Annotated in this window: 17 protein-coding genes; 9 read left to right on the top strand and 8 right to left on the bottom strand. The window is 62.6% G+C overall.

Going from position 1 to position 20,945, the window contains the following annotated elements:
• Positions 1-4: 4 nt before the first annotated feature.
• The 5 genes from EGJ27_RS16165 to EGJ27_RS16145 all read right to left on the bottom strand — a co-directional run bounded on the left by EGJ27_RS16165 (position 5) and on the right by EGJ27_RS16145 (position 5,149).
• A complete protein-coding gene (locus tag EGJ27_RS16165; RefSeq protein WP_125831748.1) occupies positions 5-889 on the bottom strand; it encodes a neutral zinc metallopeptidase in 885 nt (294 codons plus the stop codon).
• Positions 890-988: 99 nt separating this feature from the next.
• Positions 989-1,933 (bottom strand): LysR family transcriptional regulator, encoded by a 945-nt coding sequence (locus EGJ27_RS16160; RefSeq protein WP_125831747.1) that lies wholly within the window; start codon positions 1,931-1,933, stop codon positions 989-991.
• A 68-nt stretch (positions 1,934-2,001) separates the two neighbouring features.
• On the bottom strand, positions 2,002-3,531 hold the full coding sequence (locus EGJ27_RS16155; protein WP_125831746.1) for a tripartite tricarboxylate transporter permease: 1,530 nt from the start codon (positions 3,529-3,531) through the stop codon (positions 2,002-2,004).
• Entirely contained in the window at positions 3,528-4,061 is a 534-nt protein-coding gene (locus EGJ27_RS16150; protein ID WP_125831745.1) for a tripartite tricarboxylate transporter TctB family protein, read from the bottom strand. The genes EGJ27_RS16155 and EGJ27_RS16150 overlap by 4 nt, the downstream gene beginning before the upstream one ends.
• A gap of 74 nt (positions 4,062-4,135) precedes the next feature.
• Positions 4,136-5,149: a tripartite tricarboxylate transporter substrate binding protein gene (locus EGJ27_RS16145; RefSeq protein WP_125831744.1), complete on the bottom strand. Its 1,014-nt coding sequence runs from the start codon at positions 5,147-5,149 to the stop codon at positions 4,136-4,138.
• A 333-nt stretch (positions 5,150-5,482) separates the two neighbouring features.
• On the opposite strand from EGJ27_RS16145, the gene EGJ27_RS16140 reads away from it, so the two are divergent.
• The 5 genes from EGJ27_RS16140 (at position 5,483) to araD1 (ending at position 11,287) form a co-directional block, all read left to right on the top strand.
• Complete coding sequence (locus EGJ27_RS16140; RefSeq protein ID WP_125831743.1) at positions 5,483-6,832, top strand: MFS transporter; 1,350 nt, start codon at positions 5,483-5,485, stop codon at positions 6,830-6,832.
• The gene (locus EGJ27_RS16135) at positions 6,825-7,781 is read left to right on the top strand and encodes an amidohydrolase (RefSeq protein ID WP_125831742.1); all 957 of its coding nucleotides are present in this window, start codon (positions 6,825-6,827) and stop codon (positions 7,779-7,781) included. Before EGJ27_RS16140 ends, EGJ27_RS16135 begins: the two co-directional genes overlap by 8 nt.
• Positions 7,778-8,782 (top strand): 4-hydroxythreonine-4-phosphate dehydrogenase PdxA, encoded by a 1,005-nt coding sequence (locus EGJ27_RS16130; RefSeq protein ID WP_125831741.1) that lies wholly within the window; start codon positions 7,778-7,780, stop codon positions 8,780-8,782. The genes EGJ27_RS16135 and EGJ27_RS16130 overlap by 4 nt, the downstream gene beginning before the upstream one ends.
• A gap of 272 nt (positions 8,783-9,054) precedes the next feature.
• Positions 9,055-10,230 carry an L-rhamnonate dehydratase gene (locus EGJ27_RS16125; RefSeq protein WP_125831740.1) on the top strand — a complete coding sequence of 392 codons (1,176 nt, stop codon included), beginning with the start codon at positions 9,055-9,057 and terminating at the stop codon, positions 10,228-10,230.
• A 61-nt stretch (positions 10,231-10,291) separates the two neighbouring features.
• Positions 10,292-11,287: an AraD1 family protein gene (gene araD1 / locus EGJ27_RS16120; protein ID WP_125831739.1), complete on the top strand. Its 996-nt coding sequence runs from the start codon at positions 10,292-10,294 to the stop codon at positions 11,285-11,287.
• 9 nt (positions 11,288-11,296) lie between these two features.
• Here the strand turns inward: araD1 and EGJ27_RS16115 are convergent, their stop codons facing one another.
• The 3 genes from EGJ27_RS16115 to EGJ27_RS16105 form a co-directional block, all read right to left on the bottom strand.
• The gene (locus EGJ27_RS16115) at positions 11,297-12,574 is read right to left on the bottom strand and encodes an MFS transporter (protein ID WP_125831738.1); all 1,278 of its coding nucleotides are present in this window, start codon (positions 12,572-12,574) and stop codon (positions 11,297-11,299) included.
• A gap of 213 nt (positions 12,575-12,787) precedes the next feature.
• Entirely contained in the window at positions 12,788-13,873 is a 1,086-nt protein-coding gene (gene trmA / locus EGJ27_RS16110) for a tRNA (uridine(54)-C5)-methyltransferase TrmA (protein ID WP_125831737.1), read from the bottom strand.
• Complete coding sequence (locus EGJ27_RS16105) at positions 13,870-15,165, bottom strand: NCS2 family permease (protein ID WP_125831736.1); 1,296 nt, start codon at positions 15,163-15,165, stop codon at positions 13,870-13,872. The genes trmA and EGJ27_RS16105 overlap by 4 nt, the downstream gene beginning before the upstream one ends.
• A 252-nt stretch (positions 15,166-15,417) precedes the next feature.
• Between EGJ27_RS16105 and EGJ27_RS16100 the strand changes: the two genes are divergently transcribed.
• The 4 genes from EGJ27_RS16100 (at position 15,418) to EGJ27_RS16085 (ending at position 20,944) form a co-directional block, all read left to right on the top strand.
• A complete protein-coding gene (locus tag EGJ27_RS16100; protein ID WP_125831735.1) occupies positions 15,418-15,948 on the top strand; it encodes a (2Fe-2S)-binding protein in 531 nt (176 codons plus the stop codon).
• Positions 15,945-16,934: a xanthine dehydrogenase family protein subunit M gene (locus EGJ27_RS16095; RefSeq protein WP_125831734.1), complete on the top strand. Its 990-nt coding sequence runs from the start codon at positions 15,945-15,947 to the stop codon at positions 16,932-16,934. Before EGJ27_RS16100 ends, EGJ27_RS16095 begins: the two co-directional genes overlap by 4 nt.
• Positions 16,931-19,132 (top strand): xanthine dehydrogenase family protein molybdopterin-binding subunit, encoded by a 2,202-nt coding sequence (locus EGJ27_RS16090; RefSeq protein ID WP_125831733.1) that lies wholly within the window; start codon positions 16,931-16,933, stop codon positions 19,130-19,132. The genes EGJ27_RS16095 and EGJ27_RS16090 overlap by 4 nt, the downstream gene beginning before the upstream one ends.
• 372 nt (positions 19,133-19,504) lie before the next feature.
• Entirely contained in the window at positions 19,505-20,944 is a 1,440-nt protein-coding gene (locus tag EGJ27_RS16085; RefSeq protein WP_125831732.1) for a cytochrome ubiquinol oxidase subunit I, read from the top strand.
• Position 20,945 lies beyond the last annotated feature (1 nt).

Below are 20,945 nucleotides of genomic sequence, written 5' to 3'. Positions count from 1 at the left end.
GTATTCAGAGACTCTTGGCGGCGAACGTGTCGCATTGATTGATTTGGCCTTGCGCAAAACCGGTCTTGAACCAGCGCACCCGTTGGGCGGAAGTCCCGTGGGTGAAGGAGTCCGGCACGACATGGCCACGGCTTTGCTGCTGCAAACGATCATCGCCGATGGCGTTGGCCGCGTTCAGTGCCTCTTCAATATCACCCGGCTCCAGCCAGTTCAAACGGTTTTGTGCGTTATAGGCCCAGACTCCAGCCAGACAGTCGGCCTGCAACTCCTGGCGCACCAGCAGACCGTTGTCGCCTTCCATGCGTTGCCCGGCCTGGCGAGCCGCCTGAACCTTGGCCGAAACCCCCAACAGGGTCTGCACGTGATGCCCCACTTCATGAGCAATGACATAGGCCTGGGCAAAATCTCCAGCCGCCGAAAAGCGCTGGGCCATCTCGCGGAAGAACGCGGTATCCAGATACACCTGCTGATCTGCAGGGCAGTAGAACGGCCCGGTCGCCGAGGTGGCAAAGCCGCAGGCTGAGTTGACCTGGCCGCTGAACATCACCAGGGTCGGGTCCTTGTACTGGCGGCCGTTCTGGGCAAAGACCGCACGCCAGGTGTCTTCGGTGTCGCCCAGAATGCTGCGCACGAATTCCGCCTGCTGATCGTTGGCAGGTGGTGCCTGATGTGTCTGCGACGAGGGCGGTGCGGATTGCTCGGTCATCTGGCCGGTGAGCTGACCCAGGATCTGCATCGGGTCCTGACCGGTCAACAGGCCGAGCGCGACGATGATCACCACGCCGCCCAGGCTCAAGCCCTTACCGCCGATGCGCATGCCGCCGCCACCGCCGCTGTCACCACGTGCGTCGACTACGTTGTCGCTGCGACGGCCTTTTTTCCAGAGCATGTCGGGTTCCTCTCTCGGATCGTGCAAAAAGTGTAGCTGTAGAGGGAACGTGACGACATTTAGTTCGCTTGAACCTGGAAAACGCGTGGATCCTGCGACCTAGCGATGGGCCGGCTGGTGTTCGGCCTTCACCGAATGGATGAATGCCTGCATCGCCGAGGACTGGATGCGGTGGCGCCGAGTGATCAGCCCGTAAGGCGGCAGCCGCGCCTCGAAGCTGATGGGCAGCACCGCCAGCAGGTCGCGGCCCGGATAGTCCTCGACCACCGACAGCGGCGTGACGCCCAGCATGTCGGTCTGCTGCACCAGCGAAAGCAGGGTCATGATCGAGGTGGTTTCAACGATGCTGCTGGGAATGTCGACCCGTGCGTTGTGGAACACCTGGTTGATGATCGAGCGCATCGGGCTCGGATGCTGTTGCAACACCCAGGTCAGGTTCTGCAACTGTGCCCAGTCCAGAGTCTTGGCCTGCGCCAGTGGATGCTGGGCACCGGCGACCACGCACAGGGCTTCCTCGCCCAGGCTGTCGAAGATCAGTTCTTCGGCGCGGGCGCCGCTGGGGATGCGGCCCAGCACGATGTCCAGTTGGTCCTGCAAAAGCGCCTGGACCAGTACGTCACTGGTGTCGACCTGAATACTCATCGACAAGCGCGGATGGCTGTTCTTCAGGTGGGCGATGGTGCGGGTCAGCAGACCGGACGCCAGCGCCGGAATGGCGCCGACCGCCACCCGGCCCAGGTTGCCCGATTCCAGCGCCACCAGTTCCTCGCGCATGCCGCTCAACTCGGCGAACACCATGCGCGCGTAATAGATGACCGTTTCCCCGAAAGGCGTGGGGCGCATGCCGCGCGGCAACCGTTCGAACAGCTCGACGCCCAGCAGGTCTTCGGCTTCATGCAGCATCTTGGTGGCGGCCGGCTGAGTCATGCCGATGTGATCCGCCGCCCGCCGCAGCGAGCCCAATTCCTGTAGCGCCAGCATCAGCCGCAATTGCCGCAGGCGTAACCGGCTGTGGATAACAGTGGCGACAGGAATTCGGGTCATCGTCGTGGTCTCGGCAGACAGGTGCGGCGAGCCTGCCAAGAAACGTCCGACGTTGCCAGCCTTGCGTGTCAGGATATCGATTTTGCTTTGCCCTCCGTGCGACTGCGGGCGCTGAACAGCGACCTGATCGCCGCGCAAATCATCGGCCAGAACAGCATCAGCAGCGCCGCGGTCGTCAGGCCGCCCACCAGCGGGTTGGACCAGAAAATCCCGACGCTGCCGTCCGAAAACAGCATCGACTGGCGAAACGCGTCTTCGGCCTTGTCGCCCAGCACCGCCGCCAGCACCAGCGGCGCAATCGGATAACCCAGCTTCTTGAACAGATAACCCAGCGCGCCGAAGCCCAGCATCAACGCAATGTCGAACAGCGAGTTGTGCACTGAATAGGCACCGATTGCGCACACCATGATGATGATCGGCGCGATGATCGAGAACGGAATGCGCAGGATCGAGGCGAACAGCGGCACGGTGGCCAACACCACGATCAGGCTGACCACGTTGCCCAGATACATACTGGCGATCAGGCCCCAGACGAAATCATGCTGCTCGACGAACAGCGTCGGGCCGGGATGCAAACCCCAGATCATCAAGCCGCCGAGCATGACCGCCGCAGTCGCCGAACCGGGAATGCCAAGGGTCAGCATCGGCAGCAGGGCGCTGGTGCCGGCCGCGTGGTCGGCGGTTTCCGGTGCGATGACGCCTTCCACTTCACCCTTGCCGAACTGGTCGCGGTTACGCGAGAAGCGCCGGGCCAGGCTGTAGCTCATGAACGAAGCCGCCGTCGGACCGCCGGGCGTGATGCCCATCCAGCAACCGACCAGCGTGCTGCGCAGAATCGTCAGCCAATAGCGAGGCAGTTTCGCCCAGGTGCGCAGGATCGTCATCGGCGTGATGCGCGCATGCTCGCCGCGAAACACCAGGCCTTCCTCGACCGTACAGAGGATCTCGCCGATGCCGAACAGGCCGATCACCGCCACTTCGAAACTGATGCCGGTCATCAGGATCGGCTGGTCGAATGTCAGGCGCAGGTTGCCCGACACGGTGTCCATGCCGACCGCCGCCATGGCAAAGCCAATCAGCATCGCCACCATGGTTTTGAGCGGTGGGTTCTTGCTCATGCCGATGAACGTGCAGAACGCCAGCAGGTACACCGCAAAGAACTCCGGCGAGCTGAACGACATGGCGAATTCGGCGATGCGCGTCGAGAGAAAGGTCAGCAGCAGCACGCCGGCCAGGGCGCCGATCAGCGCGGAACTGAACGCGGCGGTCAACGCTTCGGCGGCGCGACCCTGCCGGGCCATCGGGTAGCCGTCGAAGGTGGTCGCCACCGACGACGGTTCGCCGGGAATGTTGAACAGAATCGAGGTGATCGAGCCGCCGAACAACGCGCCCCAATACATGCACGACAACAGGATGATGGCCGACACCGGCGACATGGTGAACGTCAGCGGCAGCAGCAACGCCACGCCGTTCGGGGCGCCGAGGCCGGGCAGGACGCCGACCAGAATGCCCAGCAGCACGCCGATCACCATCAGCCCGATGTGGCCGGGCGTCATGATCAGGCTCATGCCCTGCATCAGGGAATCGAACTCGCTCATTGCAGCGATCTCCCGGCCATCGCCAGCCAGTCGCCCATGGGGCCGGCATCCAGCGGCACCTTGAACCACAAGGCGAAGATCAGGTAACTGGCGAGCACCGCGCCGCCGGACACGCTGCAGATCATCAGCTTGCCGTAAGGCTTGGCCCGCAGGCGGTCGCGCCACATGAACCAGCCGATGAAGGCTGCCGACGCCAGGTAGATGCCGGTAAAGGGCATGGCGGCGACGAACAGCGCGATGGGGATGAACACCGACATGACCTGGGCAAACGCGGCTTTATTGACGAAGCTGACGCTCAGCGCCTGCCAGCGAATAACCGTCAGCACGATGTTGCCCAGGCTGGCGCAGGCCAGCAGCAGGCCGATGTAGAACGGGAAATAACCCGGCTCAGGACCGGAATCACCCCAGCCGATGCCCTGTTCGAGGCTGCCGTACATGACCACGGCGCCGATCAGCAATGTGAAAAGCGCAAGGCCGAGTTCCACCCAACGGGTGCCGACCAGCGAAGACGTGGGAGAAGAATGGGACATGGATCACCTCCAGCGTGAAGCTGCCGGGCGCACGACGGCCGAGCCGGCCGGCCATGCGCACGCAGCGGGGCGAATCACTTTTGCAGCCAGCCGGCTTCCTTGAACACCGGCGTTACCCGCGCGGTGTCCTGCTCGATGTAGGCGGTCAACTGCTCGCCCTGCAGGAACGTCGGCACCAGCGCATTCTGTGCCACGTAGGCCTTGAACTCCGGCGCCTCGGTCACCTTGCGCATCAGCTCCACGTAGAACGCACGCTGCTCGGCGCTGACGTCGCCGGGCATGAACACGGTGCGCGGGAAGCGGTACTCGTCGATGCCCAAACCTTGTTCATGACAGGTCGGTACGTCGGCCCAGGCTTTGTCACCGGCGACTTTGTCGGTGTAGCGCATGCGTTCCTTGCTGAACACGCACAGCGGCCGGACCTGATCGCCGCGCCACTGGCTGATGCTTTCGCTGGGGTTATTCACGTTGGCCGCGATGTGCTTGCCCGCCAGTTGCGTGGCCGCTTCGCTGCCGCTCTTGAACGGGATGTACACCAGCTTGCTGCCGGTGGTTTTGTTCAGCAGCAGGGTCAGGGTCTGGTCCACATCCTTGGACTGGCTGCCGCCCATGCGCAGTTTCGAGCTGTCGCCTTTCACCGTTTCATACAGCCCTTTGGCATCGGCCCACGGCGCGTCCTTGTAGGTCCAGAGGATGAAGTCATCCTGGGCCACGGCGGCGATGGGGGTCAGCTCCTGCCATTGGTAGCCCAGTTTCGACACCAGCGGCAGCAGGTAGATGTTGTTGGTGCCAATCACGATCTTGTCGGCATCGCCCTTGGACATCTTCATGTCCAGAAAAGCCTCGGCGCCATTGCCGCCGCCCTTGTTGAGCACGATGGTGTTCACGTCCAGCAGCTTGTGGGTGGTGATGATCGACTGGATCAGACGGCCCAGTTGGTCGGTGCCGCCACCAGGGCCGCCGGCGACCACGATTTCGACGTTCTTCTCCGGCTGCCAGGCATGGGCCAGGGCGGGAAGGGCGCTTGCGCAAAGGAGGGTGCAGCCGAGCAACAGACGTGAAGCGCCTCGGAAGGATGCGTTTCGCATGGTGAAACCTCTTTTTTTCTTGTAGTTGTTATGAAAAAAGACTGCGGTTCGACGATGCCGGGGGGCGAACCTTGGTACGGAGTGTGCGAAGCTCGGCGTTCGGCGTCTACTCAAAACAATACATACGGCGATAACCTAGGGTTATCGCAACATGGACGGCGACGGCTGCCGTGACATAGCCCATTCTCCGGTTAGGTATAGCCTGACGTTATCAGCGTATTTCAAGTTTTGATTAGACGGTTATCGGTGTGCCTCCGATAGTGACGCCACGGCGCAGCCTCGATGCAGCACCGGGCAGCACATACCCACAAAAACAATAAAGAGGTAGGCACCATGGCTCGTCACAGCGCCGATGCGCACTTGCCTGCGGCAAATGCGGATCAACGGCCATTCAACCCGGCAATCTCCACCACCGCCCGAGCCACCACGGTGCGCTGGCGGATCTTCGCAATCATCTTCCTGCTGACCATGGTCAATCTGATCGACCGGGTTTCCCTGTCCATCGCCATGCCCACAATCGCCAACGAATTCTCGCTGTCGCCGAGCATGCAGGGCTTGATTCTGAGCAGCTTTTTCTGGGCCTACGCCTTGCTGCAGGTGCCCGGCGGCTGGCTGATCGACCGCTATGGCCCGCGCCGGGTGATTACCTGGTCCACCGGTTTGTGGGGCACGTTCCAGGTGCTGGCCGGGCTGGCAACCGGTGGTGCGTCCATGTTGTTTGCGCGAGTCGCGCTGGGCGCCGCCGAAGCGCCGTTGTTCCCGTCGGGCGGCAAGCTGATTTCGCTGTGGCTGGCGCCCAGCGAACGCAGCCGTGGCGCGGTGATGATGGACAGCGGCAGCCCGCTGGGCGTGGCACTGGGCGGGCTGATCATCGCTTACCTGATTGCGACGCTCGATTCATGGCGTCTGGCGTTCGTGATCGCCGGTGTCGCGACCCTGGCGCTGGCCTGGGTCGCCCATCGTTATCTGCGTGACGATCCGGCGCTGCATCCGCAGGTCAACGCTCAGGAACTGGAGAAGATCAACGCCGGCCGCGCCACGCCCGCCGCTGAAGCCGCCCGTGAACAGGTCAAGGGGCTGGGGATTGCCGGTCGTTCGCTGGCCGGGCTGCTGATCGGCCGTTCCAGTTGGGCCATGGTGTATTTCGGCCTGTTGACCTGGGGGCCGAGCTACCTGGCGCAGGCGCGCGGTTTCGACATCAAGGGCATCGGCGCGGCCACCTTCGCCATTTTCATCTGCGGCGCGCTGGGTTCGCTGGCCGGCGGTTTTCTGTGCGACGGGCTGATCCGCAAAGGCGTGCGCCGCGGTCTGGCGGTCAAGGGCCTGCTGACGTTCTCCGGCCTGGTCGCGTTGTGCGCGCTGCTGTTACTGCCGACCCTGAGTAACCCGTTCGGCGCAGTAGGCTTGCTGGCCATGACCGCATTCTTCCTGATGTGGGGCAGCCTGTACTGGAGCTTTCCGGCGCTGTTGGCTGCACCTTCGCGAGTCGGGCTGATCGGTGGCGTGATGAATCTGGCCGGCAGCGTCGGCGGGATCTTCGTGCCGATCCTGGTCGGCGTCATCCTGCAATTCTTCGGTGGCTTCGGCGCGGTGCTGGCGTTCTTCGCCATCTGCGCGGCCCTGTTCGTCATGGCCACGCTGTTCATCAGCCTGGATGGCAAGCGCGAGGTGAGCGATGTCTGAACTCTGGAACGGCCCGATTGTGGACGCCCATCACCATTTCTGGGACCCGCAGACCAATTACCATCCCTGGCTGGCACCTGAAGCGAACATTGCGTTTCGCTACGGCGATTACTCGGCGATCAAGCGTCGGTACTTGCCGCCGGACTATTTCGCCGACGTCGGTGCGCATCGGGTGATGCAGACCGTCTACGTGGAAACCGAGTGGGACCCGCGCGATCCGATAGGCGAAAGCCGCTTTGTCGAGCAGCTTGCGGCGCGCTACGGCGTACCCAACGCCATGGTCGCCCAGGCCTGGCTAGACCATCCCGATGCCGTGGCGGTGCTGACCGAACAGGCGGCGTTCAGCGCGGTGCGCAGCGTGCGTCACAAGCCCGGCGGCCCCGCGTCGCCGCAGCAGGTTGGTGAAGTGACCAGCCTGATGAGCGACGAACACTGGCGCCGCAGCTACGCCGCACTGCACGGGCTGGGTCTGCACTTCGACCTGCAGACACCCTGGTGGAATCTGGACGAAGCCGGGCGCCTGGCGCGGGATTTTCCGGAAACCACCTTGATCCTCAACCACGCCGGCCTGCCGTCCGACCGCAGTGAGCAAGGCCTGGCCGGTTGGCATGCGGCAATGGTGCAGCTGGCCGAGCAACCCAACGTGGCGGTGAAAATTTCCGGTCTCGGCCAGCGCGGCAAACCCTGGCGCGCACAGGACAACGCCTGGATCGTGCAGGAAATCATCGCCATGTACGGCAGCGAGCGGGCGATGTTTGCCAGCAATTTTCCGGTCGACAGCCTGTGCGGTTCGTTCGACGACATCTACAGCGGCTTCAAATCCATCGTTCGTGATCTGCCCCCCGCCGATCAGGAGCGCCTGTTCTACAGCAACGCGCGACGCATCTACCGTTGCGAATCTCCAGCCACCGACCAGACGTGGCCTGACCACATGAGGAATCGAGCATGAACAAGACCCGAATCGCGATGGTGCTGGGTGACCCGGCGGGCATCGGCCCGGAATTGATCGCACGCCTGCTGAGCGATGCGCAGGTGCGCAGCCAGGCGCAGGTGATCCTGATTGCCGATGAAGGCGAGATGCGGCGCGGCATGGACATCGCCGGTCTGGAATTTCCCTACCGTCGCGTGGAAGCCCTCGACCGGCTGGAGTTCACCGACGACGTGCCGCTGTTCTTTGACTTCCGGGGTGATACCCATGGCGAGTTTGCCCGCAGCGAAGCCAGTGTCGCGGGCGGGCGCTACTGCCTGGATACGCTCAAGCTGGCGGTTGAATCCACCGCCGCCGGCAACACCGATGCGGTGCTGTTCGGGCCGCTGAACAAGACGTCCCTGCACATGGCCGGCATGGCCCACAACGATGAGCTGCACTGGTTTGCCGAGCTGCTGGGCTTCGACGGGCCGTTCTGTGAATTCAACGTGATGGACAACCTGTGGACCTCGCGGGTGACTTCGCATGTGGCGTTGTCAGCGGTACCGGCGATGATCAGCCATGACCGGGTGGTGCAGGCCATCGAGCTGATCGACACCGCGCTCAAGCGCAACGGCCTGGAGCGGCCGCGCGTCGGCGTCTGCGGCCTGAACCCACACAACGGCGACAACGGCTCGTTCGGCCGCGAAGAGCTGGACATCATCGGCCCGGCCGTCAAGACCGCGCAGGCCCAGGGGATCGCCGCCGAAGGACCGTATCCGGGCGACACGATCTTTCTCAAAGTGCAGGGCGATGCCAGTGCGTTCGACGCGGTGGTCACCATGTACCACGACCAGGGCCAGATCGCGATCAAGTTGATGGGCTTCTCCCGTGGCGTCACGGTCCAGGGCGGCCTGCCGATTCCCATCACCACCCCGGCCCACGGCACCGCGTTCGACATCGCCGGGCAAGGCAAGGCCAACGTCGGAGCGATCCGCCAGGCCTTCGAAATCGCCTGTCGGATGGGGCGCGGCGGTTACTGACCACCCCGTCCTTCACTGCGGGAACGGACCGGGCGGCGCTCCCACGCAATGGCAATCCGATAACCCATTAACGCGGCACGGCTTTCAACCGATCACCTGCGGCTATCACTGGATACGCAGAAGTGATTAGCCGCCCAACCGGCGTGCTGGCTAAAGTCGAGCCATCGGTAGCCCGGCTGCGGCCTGGCTATCGACCGACAACTACAAGAAGCCGTCCTGCTCCCCGCAGGTTCCCATCGGCACTATTACGCAGTGGCAAGGAAACTGTCCCTATGAAAATCAAAGCGATCCGTACCCGTGTATTCGAGTGGAAAGGCAAGGTCGTCCCGCCTCAGGCACATTTTTGCACCAATGCCAGCGATATCCTGTTCGAGCGTGGCGATGCCATGGGCTCGTTCCGTTTCCACGGCTGGCTGGTGGTGGAAGTGGAAACCGACTCCGGCATCGTCGGCATCGGTAACTGCGCGCTGGCACCCCGCGTCGCCAAGGAAATCATCGACACCTACCTGGCACCCATCGCCATCGGGGAAGACCCGTTCGACAACGAATACATCTGGCAGAAAATGTATCGCCAGAGTCACGCCTGGGGCCGCAAGGGCATTGGCATGGCGGCCATCTCGGCCATCGACATCGCCATCTGGGACATCATGGGCAAAGCGGTGAACAAGCCGGTGTTCAAACTGCTGGGCGGCCGCACCAAGGAAAAAATCTGGACCTACGCGTCCAAGCTCTACGCCAACGACAATCTGGACCTGTTCCTCGAAGAGGCCCAGGGCTATCTCAATCAGGGTTTCACCGCCCTGAAGATGCGTTTCGGCTACGGCCCGAAAGACGGGCCGGCCGGTATGCGCAAGAACATTGAACAAGTCCGCGCGCTGCGCGAACTGGCCGGGCCGGATGTGGACATCATGCTCGAATGCTATATGGGCTGGACCCTGGAATATGCACGTCGAATGCTGCCCAAGCTGGCCGGATTCGAGCCGCGCTGGCTGGAAGAGCCGGTCATTGCCGACGATATCGAAGGCTACGTCGAGCTGAAAAAAATGGGCATCATGCCGATCTCCGGCGGCGAGCATGAATTCACCTCGTATGGCTTCAAGGATCTGCTGGAGCGCCGCGCTGTCGACGTCATCCAGTACGACACCAACCGTGTCGGCGGCATCACCGCAGCCCGCAAGATCAACGCGCTGGCCGAAGCCTGGTCGGTGCCGGTCATTCCCCATGCCGGGCAGATGCACAACTATCACCTGACCATGTCCACCACCGCGTCCCCGATGGCTGAATTCTTCCCGGTGTTCGACGTCGAGGTCGGCAACGAACTGTTCTACTACGTGTTCAAGGGCGAGCCGCAGCCGGTCAACGGTTACATCCAGCTTGAAGACGACAAGCCGGGGCTGGGCCTGGAAATTTCCGATGAATACCTGAGCGAGTTCAACATCGTCGAATGACGAAGGCTCACCACGCGTCGCCGTTATGTCGGCGACGCCTCGGAATGGACAGGAGGCTGCAATGCGCTTGATTCAATTTGAAAACGACACCGGGCGGCGTCAGGTGGGAATGGTCGACGGCGACCGCATCAACGTGGTTCGCGACACCGCCAGCACCCGCGAACTGGCCTTGTCGGCCATCGCCGCACAACACAGTCTGGAAACCGAAGTGCTGAAACGCGGCACCGCGCCGGGCCCGTCCTACGCCCGTCTGTTGGAAAACCGACAGGTCCTGCCGCCGCTGGACCATGAAGACCCGGCCCATTGCCTGATCAGCGGCACCGGCCTCACGCATCTGGGCAGCGCCTCGGCGCGGGACAAAATGCATCAGCAGGAAGGTCAGGTCGAAGCGGGCATGACTGACACCATGCGCATCTTCAAATGGGGCATCGAAGGCGGTAAACCGGCGGCCGGCCAGGTCGGTGCGCAGCCCGAATGGTTCTACAAGGGCGACGGCCGCATCGTGGTCCGGCCCGGCGCGGATTTTCCGGTACCGAACTTCGCCGAGGATGCCGGTGAGGAACCCGAACTGACCGGGCTGTATGTCATCGGTCACGACGGCCAGCCGTATCGACTGGGCTATGCGCTGGGCAACGAGTTTTCCGACCACGTCATGGAACGACGCAATTACCTGTATCTGGCCCATTCCAAGCTGCGCTTTTGCGCGTTCGGCCCGGAACTGCGCATCGGCGAGCTGCCACGGCACCTGTCGGGTATGAGCCGGGTGCTGCGTGACGGTGAGGTGGTATGGGAAAAGGAATTCCTCAGCGGCGAGGACAACATGTGCCACAGCCTGGCGAACCTGGAGTACCACCACTTCAAGTACGCACAGTTCCTCAACCCGGGTGACGTGCATATCCATTACTTCGGCACCGCCACACTGTCATTCGCCGATGGGATAAAGGCCCGGCCCGGCGACCGTTTCCAGATCAGCCTCGACGAGTTCGGTGCACCGCTGGAAAACGGCATCGGCGAAGGCGCCGCGCCGCTGGCGCCGGGGCAGGTCCGCGCGCTGTGAACCGGTCGGTCAGCCTTGGCGTTTGTCCAGGCTGACCGGCTCGACCGGCGAGGCATCGGCAAAACGATCCACTTGGCGCAGGGATTTGAAACCCACCATCCAGGCGCCGACCACGCCCAGCGTGCACACGCCGCCCATGATCGCCGCAGGAATCGCGCCCATCAGCGACGCGCTGGTGCCGGCGCGGAACTCGCCCAGTTCGTTGGAAGAACCGATAAACAGCATATTCACCGCGTTCACCCGGCCACGCATGTTGTCCGGCGTGGAAAACTGCACCAGCGCCGAGCGAATGTACACGCTGACCATATCCGCAGCACCGGCGATCAACAGCGCCAAACACGACAGCCAGAACAGTGTCGAGAGGGCGAAGACCAGGTTGGCGATACCGAAAATGCCGACCGCCAGGAACATGGTCATGCCGACATTGCGATCCAGCGGACGCATGCTCAGGTACACCCCGACCGCCAGTTCGCCCAGGCTCATCGAAGCGCGCAGCACGCCCAGCCCTTGCGGCCCGAGGTGCAGGACTTCGTGGGCGTAGATCGGCAGCAGAGCCACCACGCCGCCGAGCAATACGGCGAACAGGTCCAGGGAAATGGTGCCGAGAATGATCGGCCGCGAGCGAATGAAGGCGATGCCGGCGGTAAAGCGCTGCCAGGCGCCGTCGGTGAGGTCCATGGGCTTGCCGGCGAACGGCGTCGGCACGCGGCTGAGCAGCACGATCCCCGCGATGAAGGCGGCGACGCAGGTCGAATAGGTCAGTTCGGCACCGCCCAAGGCGTACAGACCGCCACCAATCAGCGGGCCTGCCACCGTTGAGCAGCGCATGATCACGCTGTTGGTGGCAATTGCCGAAGCGAGTTTTTCCCGTGGGACGATCTGCGGCAGCAGACTTTGCAGCGCCGGGCCGGTAAAGGCGCGGGCACCGCCGTAGAGCACCAGGGCCGCGTAAATCAGGCGCACGTCTTGCAGATTCAGGGCCGAGAACACCAGCAGAATCAAGCCGCACAACGCCTGCACGCCCCAGCTCAGGCGCAGGATCAGCTTGCGGTCGAAGCGGTCGATCAGGTCGCCGGCGGGCATCAGCAACAGAAGCATGGGCACGAACTGCGCAAGGCCGACGTAGGCCAGCGCCATGGGTTCGCGGGTCATGTCATAGACCTGCCACGCCACCACCACGGCCTGAATCTGCATGGCAAACACCGCCAGCAAACGCGCCATGATGAAACTGAGAAAGCCCGGCTGCGCGGACAGTTTGAAAGACGTGGCGGAGGATTCAGAACTCAAGACGGCATCCCATCGAAGCGGCGAACACGCGGTCGCGTTTATACCTTAATGCATCGATAGGCTGCTAATTAAATAGTTCACATTTGTGCGTGTCAGGGGCTTGTTGGCGGACTGATGCTGCGCCTGCACCGGCCCCTTCGCCAGCAAGCCGGCTCCTACAATGATCGAGGATGCTTGAAATCTGTGGGAGCCAGCTTGTTGGCAAAGACCACCTCAACGTCGAACCAGCAACACCCCGGACTCCATGTGGTGGGTGTACGGGAACTGGTCGAACATTGCGCAGCGTTCGATGCGGTGGGTGTCGTTCAACTGGGCGATGTTGGCCGCCAGGGTTTCCGGGTTGCAGGAAATGTACAGAATCCGGTCGAAACGACGGGTCAGCTCGCAGGTGTCCGGGTCCATGCCGGCACGCGGCGGGTCGACGAATACACTGCCGAACTCGTAGCTCTTGAGGTCCACGCCCTGCAGGCGACGGAACGGACGCACGTCGTTGAGCGCCTGGGTCAGCTCCTCGGCGGACAGACGCACCAGCGTGACGTTATCCACCGCGTTGTCTTCCAGATTGCTCAGCGCCGCATTCACCGACGTCTTGCTGATCTCGGTCGCCAGCACCTTGCGCACGCGGGTTGCCAGCGGCAGGGTGAAATTTCCGTTGCCGCAATACAGCTCCAGCAGATCGTCTTGCCGCTCGCCCAGTGCCTCGAATGCCCAATTCAGCATCTTGCCGTTCACCGTGCCGTTGGGCTGGGTGAACGCACCTTCCGGCTGGCGATAGCTGAAACGGCGGCCGGCGACGTCCAGTTCCTCGGTGACGTAATCGCGCCCGATCACCAGCCGTTGCCCCTTGGAACGGCCGATCAGGCTGACATTCAGCTCGGCGGCCAGGATTTCGGCTTCCGCCTGCCAGGCGTCGTCCAGCGGGCGGTGATAACACAGGGTGATCATTGCGTCGCCGGCCAGGGTGGTCAGGAAGTCGACTTGAAACAGCTTGTGATTCAGCGTCGCACTGGCTTCCCAGCGCTCGCGCAGCACCGGCATCAGCGCATTGATCCGCTCGCTGGCAATCGGCAGGCCTTCGAGCAGGATCGGGGTGCGGTTGTCGCCGGGATTGAACATCGCGTAATAGCGTTTCTGATCCTCACGCCACAGGCGGAATTCTGCGCGCAAGCGGTAATGCTCGCGCGGCGAATCGAATACCTGCGGCTGCGGCGCATCGAACGGCGCCAGCAGCTCGCGCAGACGGTTGGTTTTCTCTTCGAGCTGACGGTCGTAGCTCGCGGGATCGAAGGGAACACTCATGCGTTGAACCAGCCCAGCTTGATGACGAACAGAATCGACAGGATAACCAAAGCGGCGTTCAGCTCCCGACCACGGCCCGACAGCAGCTTGATCGCGGTCCAGGAAATGAAGCCGAAGGCGATGCCGTTGGCGATGGAGTAAGTGAACGGCATCGCCAGGGCAGTGATCACCACTGGCGCGGCGACGGTAATGTCGTCCCAGTCGATCTCGGCCATGCCGGATGCCATCAGCACGGCCACGAACAGCAGGGCCGGCGCCGTGGCGAACGCCGGAACGCTGCTGGCCAAGGGGGCGAAAAACAACGCCAGCAGGAACAGGACCGCCACCACAATGGCCGTCAGGCCGGTGCGGCCACCGGCGCTCACGCCCGCAGCAGATTCGATATAGCTGGTGGTGGTCGAGGTGCCCAGCAGGGAACCGGCCATGGCGGCGGTACTGTCGGCGATCAGCGCACGGCCCATTTTCGGCATGTGGCCGTCCTTGCCCATCAATCCGGCACGCTTGGCAACGCCGATCAGGGTGCCGGAGTTATCGAAGATATCCACGAACAGGAAAGCGAAGATGATGCTGACCAGGCCAACGTCCAGCGCGCCCATGATGTCCAGTTGCAGGAAGGTCGGCGCCAGCGACGGCGGCATCGACACGACACCGCCGAACTGGCTGAAGCCCAGCAGGATCGAGACGATGGTCACGGCCAGGATGCCGATCAGCACGGCGCCGCGCACTTTGAGTTTGTCCAGGGCGACGATCAGGAAGAAACCCAGGGTGGCCAGCACCGGTGCCGGCTGCTTGAGGTCGCCCATGCCGATCATGGTGGCCGGGTTGCTGACCACGATTCCGGCGTTATGCAGGGCGATCAGCGCCAGGAACAGGCCGATACCGGCGGCAATCGCCGAGCGCAGGGGCAGGGGAATGCTGTTGATGATCCATTCGCGGATGCGGAAGATCGACAGCACGAAGAACATCACCGCCGAAATGAACACCGCACCCAGCGCGACCTGCCAGGTGTGGCCCATGTGCAGGACCACGGTGTAAGTAAAGAAGGCGTTGAGGCCCATGCCCGGCGCCAGGGCGATCGGGTAGTTGGCAATCAGGCCCATCACCGCCGAGCCGATGGCGGCCGCCAGACAGGTGGCGACGAACAGCGCGCCCTTGTCCATGCCGGTTTCGCCGAGGATGCTCGGGTTGACGAACAGGATGTAGGCCATTGCCAGGAAGGTGGTGAAACCCGCGAGGATTTCGGTCCTCACATTGGTGTTGTGTGCCTTGAGTTGAAACAGCCTTTCCAGCATGTCTGGCTCTCCGTGACGCGGCCTGCGTCGTGAATGATACGACTCCAACAGCAAAGCACAGACTGCCGGAGCAGCCCGTCTGTATTTCGCGGGTCGGAAAAAGCCGCGCATCATACCAGCAGCTTGCCGCGCTGGCTGCCCGTGGATGAGCTTCGCGCTCATCGAGAATGGCTGAACGTTGCATACCCCACGAAGTCGTACCCCTCAAGACGCATATAAATGCGCTGGATGAGTACCTACCGTGAGGTTTCCATGAGTGCAACGAACCCGAACCCCAAGGATTTCGCCGGTCACGCGATCTCGCTGACCCTCAACGGCCAGCCGCGTCAGCTGACTGTTCAACCCTGGACCACGCTGCTGGACCTGCTGCGTGACGGCCTGGACCTGGTCGGCACCAAGAAAGGCTGCGACCACGGCCAGTGTGGCGCTTGTACCGTACTGCGCGACGGCAAGCGCATCAATGCCTGCCTGACGCTGGCGATCATGTGCGACGGCGCCGAACTGACCACCATCGAAGGCTTGGCCGACGGCGAACAGCTGCACCCGATGCAGCAGGCGTTCATCAAACACGATGCGTTCCAGTGCGGCTATTGCACGCCGGGGCAGATCTGTTCGGCGGTGGGCCTTGCGAATGAAGGCCGCGCGCACAACCGCGCCGAGATCCAGGAACTGATGAGCGGCAACCTGTGCCGCTGCGGTGCCTACAGCAATATTCTGGCGGCGGTGGAAGAAGTGCTGCCGCAGATTCAGGTTACCCAGGTAGAAACGGAGGCAGGCCGATGAATCCTTTCGCCTATAGCAAGCCGGCCGATGTGTCGGCAGCGATTCACCTCAGCGGCCCGGCCACGCGTTTCATTGCCGGCGGCACCAATCTGCTCGACCTGATGAAGGAAAACGTCGCACGGCCCGAGCATCTGATCGACATCACCGGCCTGCCGCTCAAGGATGTCACCGAAACCGCCAGCGGCGGCCTGTTGATCGGTGCGTTGGTGAGCAACGCCGATCTGGCCTGGCATCCGCTGATCGAGCAGCGCTATCCGCTGTTGAGCCAGGCAGTGCTGGCAGGCGCTTCGCCGCAGCTGCGCAATATGGCCAGCACCGGTGGCAACCTGCTGCAACGCACCCGTTGCTATTACTTCTATGACACCAAGGTGCCGTGCAACAAGCGCGAACCGGGCACCGGCTGCCCAGCGAAGGACGGCGTCAATCGGATTCACGCGATTCTCGGCGCCAGCGATCAGTGTGTGGCGACACATCCTTCCGATATGTGCGTGGCCTTGGCGGCGCTGGAAGCGGTGGTGCATGTGCAAGGGCGTGGCGGTCTCCGCACCATCGAGTTCGCCGATTTCCATCGCCTGCCGGGCGATACGCCGGAGCGCGACAACCTGCTGGCCGACGACGAGCTGATCACCGGCATCGAACTGCCCGCCGAGAGCTTTGCCGGCCACAGCAACTATCTGAAGATTCGCGATCGTGCCTCGTACGCGTTTGCCTTGGTGTCGGTAGCGGCCGCGCTGGAGATGGACGGCGGCGTGATCGGCAAGGCCCGCATTGCATTGGGGGGCGTGGCGCACAAGCCATGGCGTGACAAGGCCGTCGAGCAGTTGCTGGTCGGCAAGCCAGCCACCCGCGAACATTTCGCTGCGGCTGCCGACGCGATGCTGGCCGATGCTCAGCCGCTGGCGCACAACGCATTCAAGGTCAAACTGGCACGTCGGGCGATCATTCGCGCCCTGAGCGACGCCGCTGTTGGAGGTGCCGCCCAATGAACACGCCATTTTCCCCCATGGGCCAACCGGTCGACCGCGTTGATGGTCGGCTGAAAGTCACCGGCCACGCGCGTTATGCCGGCGAATACCCTGAAGACGGTCTGCTGCACGGCAGCGTGGTCTCCAGCAGTATCGCCAGCGGGCGCGTGCTCACTATCGATACCCGTGAAGCCCTGAAGGTGCCGGGTGTTGTTGCTGTAATCGACCACACCAATCGCCCGCCGGTTGCCAGCTACGACGAAAAATACGAAGACGCCGACTCGGCCGAAGGCTCGCCGTTTCGCCCGTTCTACAACGACAAGGTGCTGTACAGCGGCCAGCCATTGGCATTGGTGGTAGCCGAAACCCTTGAGCTGGCGCGGCATGCCGGATCGCTGGTGCGCATCGAGTACGAGCAAAAGCTTCACGAGACCGATTTGAGCACCGCTCTGGATCAGGCCCACGATGCGCCTGCCGAATTGCCCGAGCCACGCGGCAATTTCGAGGCCGAGCTGGCAGGCTCGGCCCTGAGTGTCGACGTGACCTACAGCACGCCCAGCGAATATCACAATCCGATGGAGCCGCACGCTTCCACCGTGCTGTATCAGGCCGACGGCAGCCTGAATATCCATGACAAGACTCAAGGCCCACAGAACTGTCAGGACTATCTGCACAAGGTCTTCGGTCTGGATAAAGACAAGATCCGCGTCCAGGCAGCGTTTGTCGGCGGCGCATTCGGCTCGGGCCTGCGCCCGCAGTATCAGTTGCCCTTGGCGGTGATGGCCGCGTTGCAGCTCAAGCGCTCGGTCCGCGTGACCCTGACTCGTCAGCAAATGTTCACCTTCGGTTACCGCCCGCGCACCGTTCAGCGCTTGCAGCTCGGCGCTGCGGCCAACGGTCGTTTGCTGGCGGTCGGGCACGAGGCAATCGGCCAGACCTCACGGTTCGAGGACTTCACCGAACACGTCGTCGAGTGGAGCGGCATGCTCTACCACTGCGACAACGTCAAGCTGACCTACAAACTGGTGCCGCTGGACGTGTACACCCCGCTGGACATGCGCGCGCCCGGTGCGGCGCTGGGCATGATCGGCCTGGAATGCGCGATGGACGAACTGGCCTGCGCGGTCGCCATCGACCCGGTGCGGCTGCGGGTCATCAACTTCGCCGAGCGCAACGGCAACGAAGACAAACCGTATTCGAGCAAGGAATTGCTCGAATGCTATCGCCAGGGCGCCGAGCGTTTTGGCTGGGAGCAGCGTAATCCGGAACCGCGCAGCATGCGGGAAGGACGCCAGCTGGTCGGTTGGGGCATGGCCGGTGGTGTGTGGGAAGCCATGCAGAACAAGGCCAGTGCCAAGGCGCGTATCGATGCTCAGGGTAAATTGGTGGTCAGCAGTGCCACGACGGATATCGGCACCGGCACCTACACGGTCATGACTCAGATCGCTGCCGAGTCTTGCGGTGTCGAGCTGGACAACGTCACGTTCCTGTTGGGCGATTCGTCGTTGCCGACCGCGCCGCTGCAAGGTGGCTCGTTCACGGTTTCTTCGGTAGGTACTGCGGTTCAGCAGGCGTGTCAGGCCCTGCAGCGCCAATTGCTGGAAGTGGCCAAAGAGCTGCACCCGGCGTACGCCTCGGCGACCCCCGACCAGGTGCGATTCGAGGCGGGTCAACTGCATCTGGGTAACCAGGCCGTGTCCATGGCTGAACTGGCGGCGGCCCAGGCTGACGGCGCCATCGAAGTACAAGTCGATGCCGAACCTGACAAGAAGCGCGACGCCTACGCCACGGCCACGCATTCGGCGGTGTTCGTCGAAGTGCTGGTGGACGAAGACCTGGGCACGATCCGCGTCAACCGGGTGGTCAACGCAGTGGCAGCGGGCCGCGTGGTCAATCCGAAAATGGCCCGCAGCCAGATTCTCGGCGGCGTGGTCTGGGGCATGGGCATGGCCCTGCAGGAAGAGGCGTTGCTCGACCATGACCTGGGTCGACCGATGAATCACAGCCTGGCCGAGTACCACATCCCGGTGAACGCGGACATCGGCGACATAGACGTGCTGTTCGTCGAGGAGCACGACGAGATCGTCAACGCGCTGGGTTCCAAGGGCGTGGGCGAAATCGGCATCGTCGGTGTCGCGGCAGCGATAGCCAATGCGGTCTACCACGCCACCGGCAAGCGGGTCCGGGAATTCCCGATCACGCTGGATAAGTTGCTGTAGCACCGGTCCCTTCGCCAGCAAGGCGGCGATCCGCCTTGCTGGCGAAAACGGTGTTTCTGGCAAAGCATTTTCTGCGTATGTGCCGGCCTCGTCGCGAGCAAGCTCGCTCCTGCCGGTCTGCAGCATCTGCGCCAGAGCGGGTGGGGCAACTCGTCACGCGACAAAAGACCACACGGCCCAAGTCCCTAAACCGGACTACTCTTTCACCGTCGGCTGACATGTGTCAAAGCAATGCAACACAAAGTATGAGCCGGCCGTCCTGCCGCCCGCAGCAGGATCGAACCACTAGAAATGCAAGTACTCCACACCGTAGGGGTATTCACTATTGGCCCATAGGGCCAGCAGCCGGTTTCACCTGAGAGAGGAACACATATGTTCGGTTTGGAGGCTATCGATCTCGCCCGAATTCAGTTCGCATTCACGATTTCGTTTCACATCCTTTTCCCTGCCATCACCATCGGTCTGGCAAGTTATCTGGCTGTGCTCGAAGGCTTGTGGCTGAAAACCCGCGAAGATGTCTATCGAGACCTTTACCATTTCTGGTCCAAGATCTTTGCCGTCAACTTCGGTATGGGCGTGGTATCCGGGCTGGTCATGGCCTATCAGTTCGGCACCAACTGGAGCCGTTTTTCCGACTTTGCCGGTGCTGTCACCGGGCCGTTGCTGACCTATGAGGTCCTGACGGCGTTCTTCCTCGAAGCCGGTTTCCTCGGCGTAATGCTGTTTGGCTGGAATCGCGTCGGTCGCAACCTGCACTTTTTCTCCACCGTGATGGTGGCGATCGGCACGCTGATCTCCACGTTCTGGATTCTGTCGTCCAACAGCTGGATGCAGACGCCGCAAGGCTTCGAAATCATTGATGGCCGGGTCATCCCGACCGACTGGTTCGCCGTGGTCTTCAACCCGTCGTTCCCGTATCGCCTGACGCACATGGCGATCGCCGCGTTTGTGGCAACCGCGTTCTTCGTCGGTTCCTCGGCCGCCTGGCACCTGCTGCGCGGTCGCGATACGCCGGCGGTTCGCAAGATGCTGTCGATGGCCATGTGGATGGCCCTGCTGGTCGCGCCGATCCAGGCAGTGGTCGGCGACTTCCACGGTCTGAACACACTCAAGCATCAGCCGGCGAAAATCGCGGCTATCGAAGGTCACTGGGAAAACGTCGGTGACGAGCCGACCCCGCTGATCCTGTTCGGTATCCCCGACATGAAGGAAGAGCGCACCAAGTACGCGGTGGAAATCCCGTACCTGGGCAGCCTGATCCTGACTCACAGCCTGGACAAACAGGTTCCGGCGCTCAAGGAATTCAAGCCTGAAGACCGTCCTAACTCGCTGATCGTGTTCTGGTCGTTCCGGATCATGGTCGGTTTGGGCATGCTGATGATCCTCACCGGTCTGTGGAGTCTGTGGTTGCGCAAGCGCGACGCGTTGTACACGTCCCGGCCGTTCCTGTACCTGGCGTTGTGGATGGGGCCATCCGGCCTGATCGCGATCCTGGCCGGCTGGTTCACTACCGAAATCGGCCGTCAGCCGTGGGTTGTCTACGGTCTGATGCGCACCGCCGATGCTTCGTCCGGTCACAGTGTGGCGCAGATGAGCATTACGCTGGTGCTGTTCGTGGTGGTCTATTTCGTTCTGTTCGGTGCAGGTCTGGGCTACATGATGCGTCTGGTTCGCAAAGGGCCGAAAGCCTACGTCGAGCACGTGCCGCACGGCGGTCCCGGCCAGAAACGCACTCCAGCCCGTCCGCTCTCCGCTGCCGTTGAAGGCGCCGAAGAAGGTGACGAAGTTGACCAGCTGAGCAAGGGGAACTGAG

It is taken from the genome of Pseudomonas sp. v388 (genome assembly GCF_003935425.1).
Classification (GTDB): Bacteria; Pseudomonadota; Gammaproteobacteria; order Pseudomonadales; family Pseudomonadaceae; genus Aquipseudomonas.
The sequence above is the reverse complement of the archived record's forward strand: the minus strand, read 5'-3'. Positions and strand labels throughout refer to the sequence as shown.

Coding starts and splice junctions, on each gene's coding strand:
- EGJ27_RS16165 (WP_125831748.1), bottom strand. CDS start 889: ATGCTCTGGAAAAAAGGCCGTCGCAGCGACAACGTAGTCGACGCACGT.
- EGJ27_RS16160 (WP_125831747.1), bottom strand. CDS start 1,933: ATGACCCGAATTCCTGTCGCCACTGTTATCCACAGCCGGTTACGCCTG.
- EGJ27_RS16155 (WP_125831746.1), bottom strand. CDS start 3,531: ATGAGCGAGTTCGATTCCCTGATGCAGGGCATGAGCCTGATCATGACG.
- EGJ27_RS16150 (WP_125831745.1), bottom strand. CDS start 4,061: ATGTCCCATTCTTCTCCCACGTCTTCGCTGGTCGGCACCCGTTGGGTG.
- EGJ27_RS16145 (WP_125831744.1), bottom strand. CDS start 5,149: ATGCGAAACGCATCCTTCCGAGGCGCTTCACGTCTGTTGCTCGGCTGC.
- EGJ27_RS16140 (WP_125831743.1), top strand. CDS start 5,483: ATGGCTCGTCACAGCGCCGATGCGCACTTGCCTGCGGCAAATGCGGAT.
- EGJ27_RS16135 (WP_125831742.1), top strand. CDS start 6,825: ATGTCTGAACTCTGGAACGGCCCGATTGTGGACGCCCATCACCATTTC.
- EGJ27_RS16130 (WP_125831741.1), top strand. CDS start 7,778: ATGAACAAGACCCGAATCGCGATGGTGCTGGGTGACCCGGCGGGCATC.
- EGJ27_RS16125 (WP_125831740.1), top strand. CDS start 9,055: ATGAAAATCAAAGCGATCCGTACCCGTGTATTCGAGTGGAAAGGCAAG.
- araD1 (WP_125831739.1), top strand. CDS start 10,292: ATGCGCTTGATTCAATTTGAAAACGACACCGGGCGGCGTCAGGTGGGA.
- trmA (WP_125831737.1), bottom strand. CDS start 13,873: ATGAGTGTTCCCTTCGATCCCGCGAGCTACGACCGTCAGCTCGAAGAG.
- EGJ27_RS16105 (WP_125831736.1), bottom strand. CDS start 15,165: ATGCTGGAAAGGCTGTTTCAACTCAAGGCACACAACACCAATGTGAGG.
- EGJ27_RS16100 (WP_125831735.1), top strand. CDS start 15,418: ATGAGTGCAACGAACCCGAACCCCAAGGATTTCGCCGGTCACGCGATC.
- EGJ27_RS16095 (WP_125831734.1), top strand. CDS start 15,945: ATGAATCCTTTCGCCTATAGCAAGCCGGCCGATGTGTCGGCAGCGATT.
- EGJ27_RS16090 (WP_125831733.1), top strand. CDS start 16,931: ATGAACACGCCATTTTCCCCCATGGGCCAACCGGTCGACCGCGTTGAT.
- EGJ27_RS16085 (WP_125831732.1), top strand. CDS start 19,505: ATGTTCGGTTTGGAGGCTATCGATCTCGCCCGAATTCAGTTCGCATTC.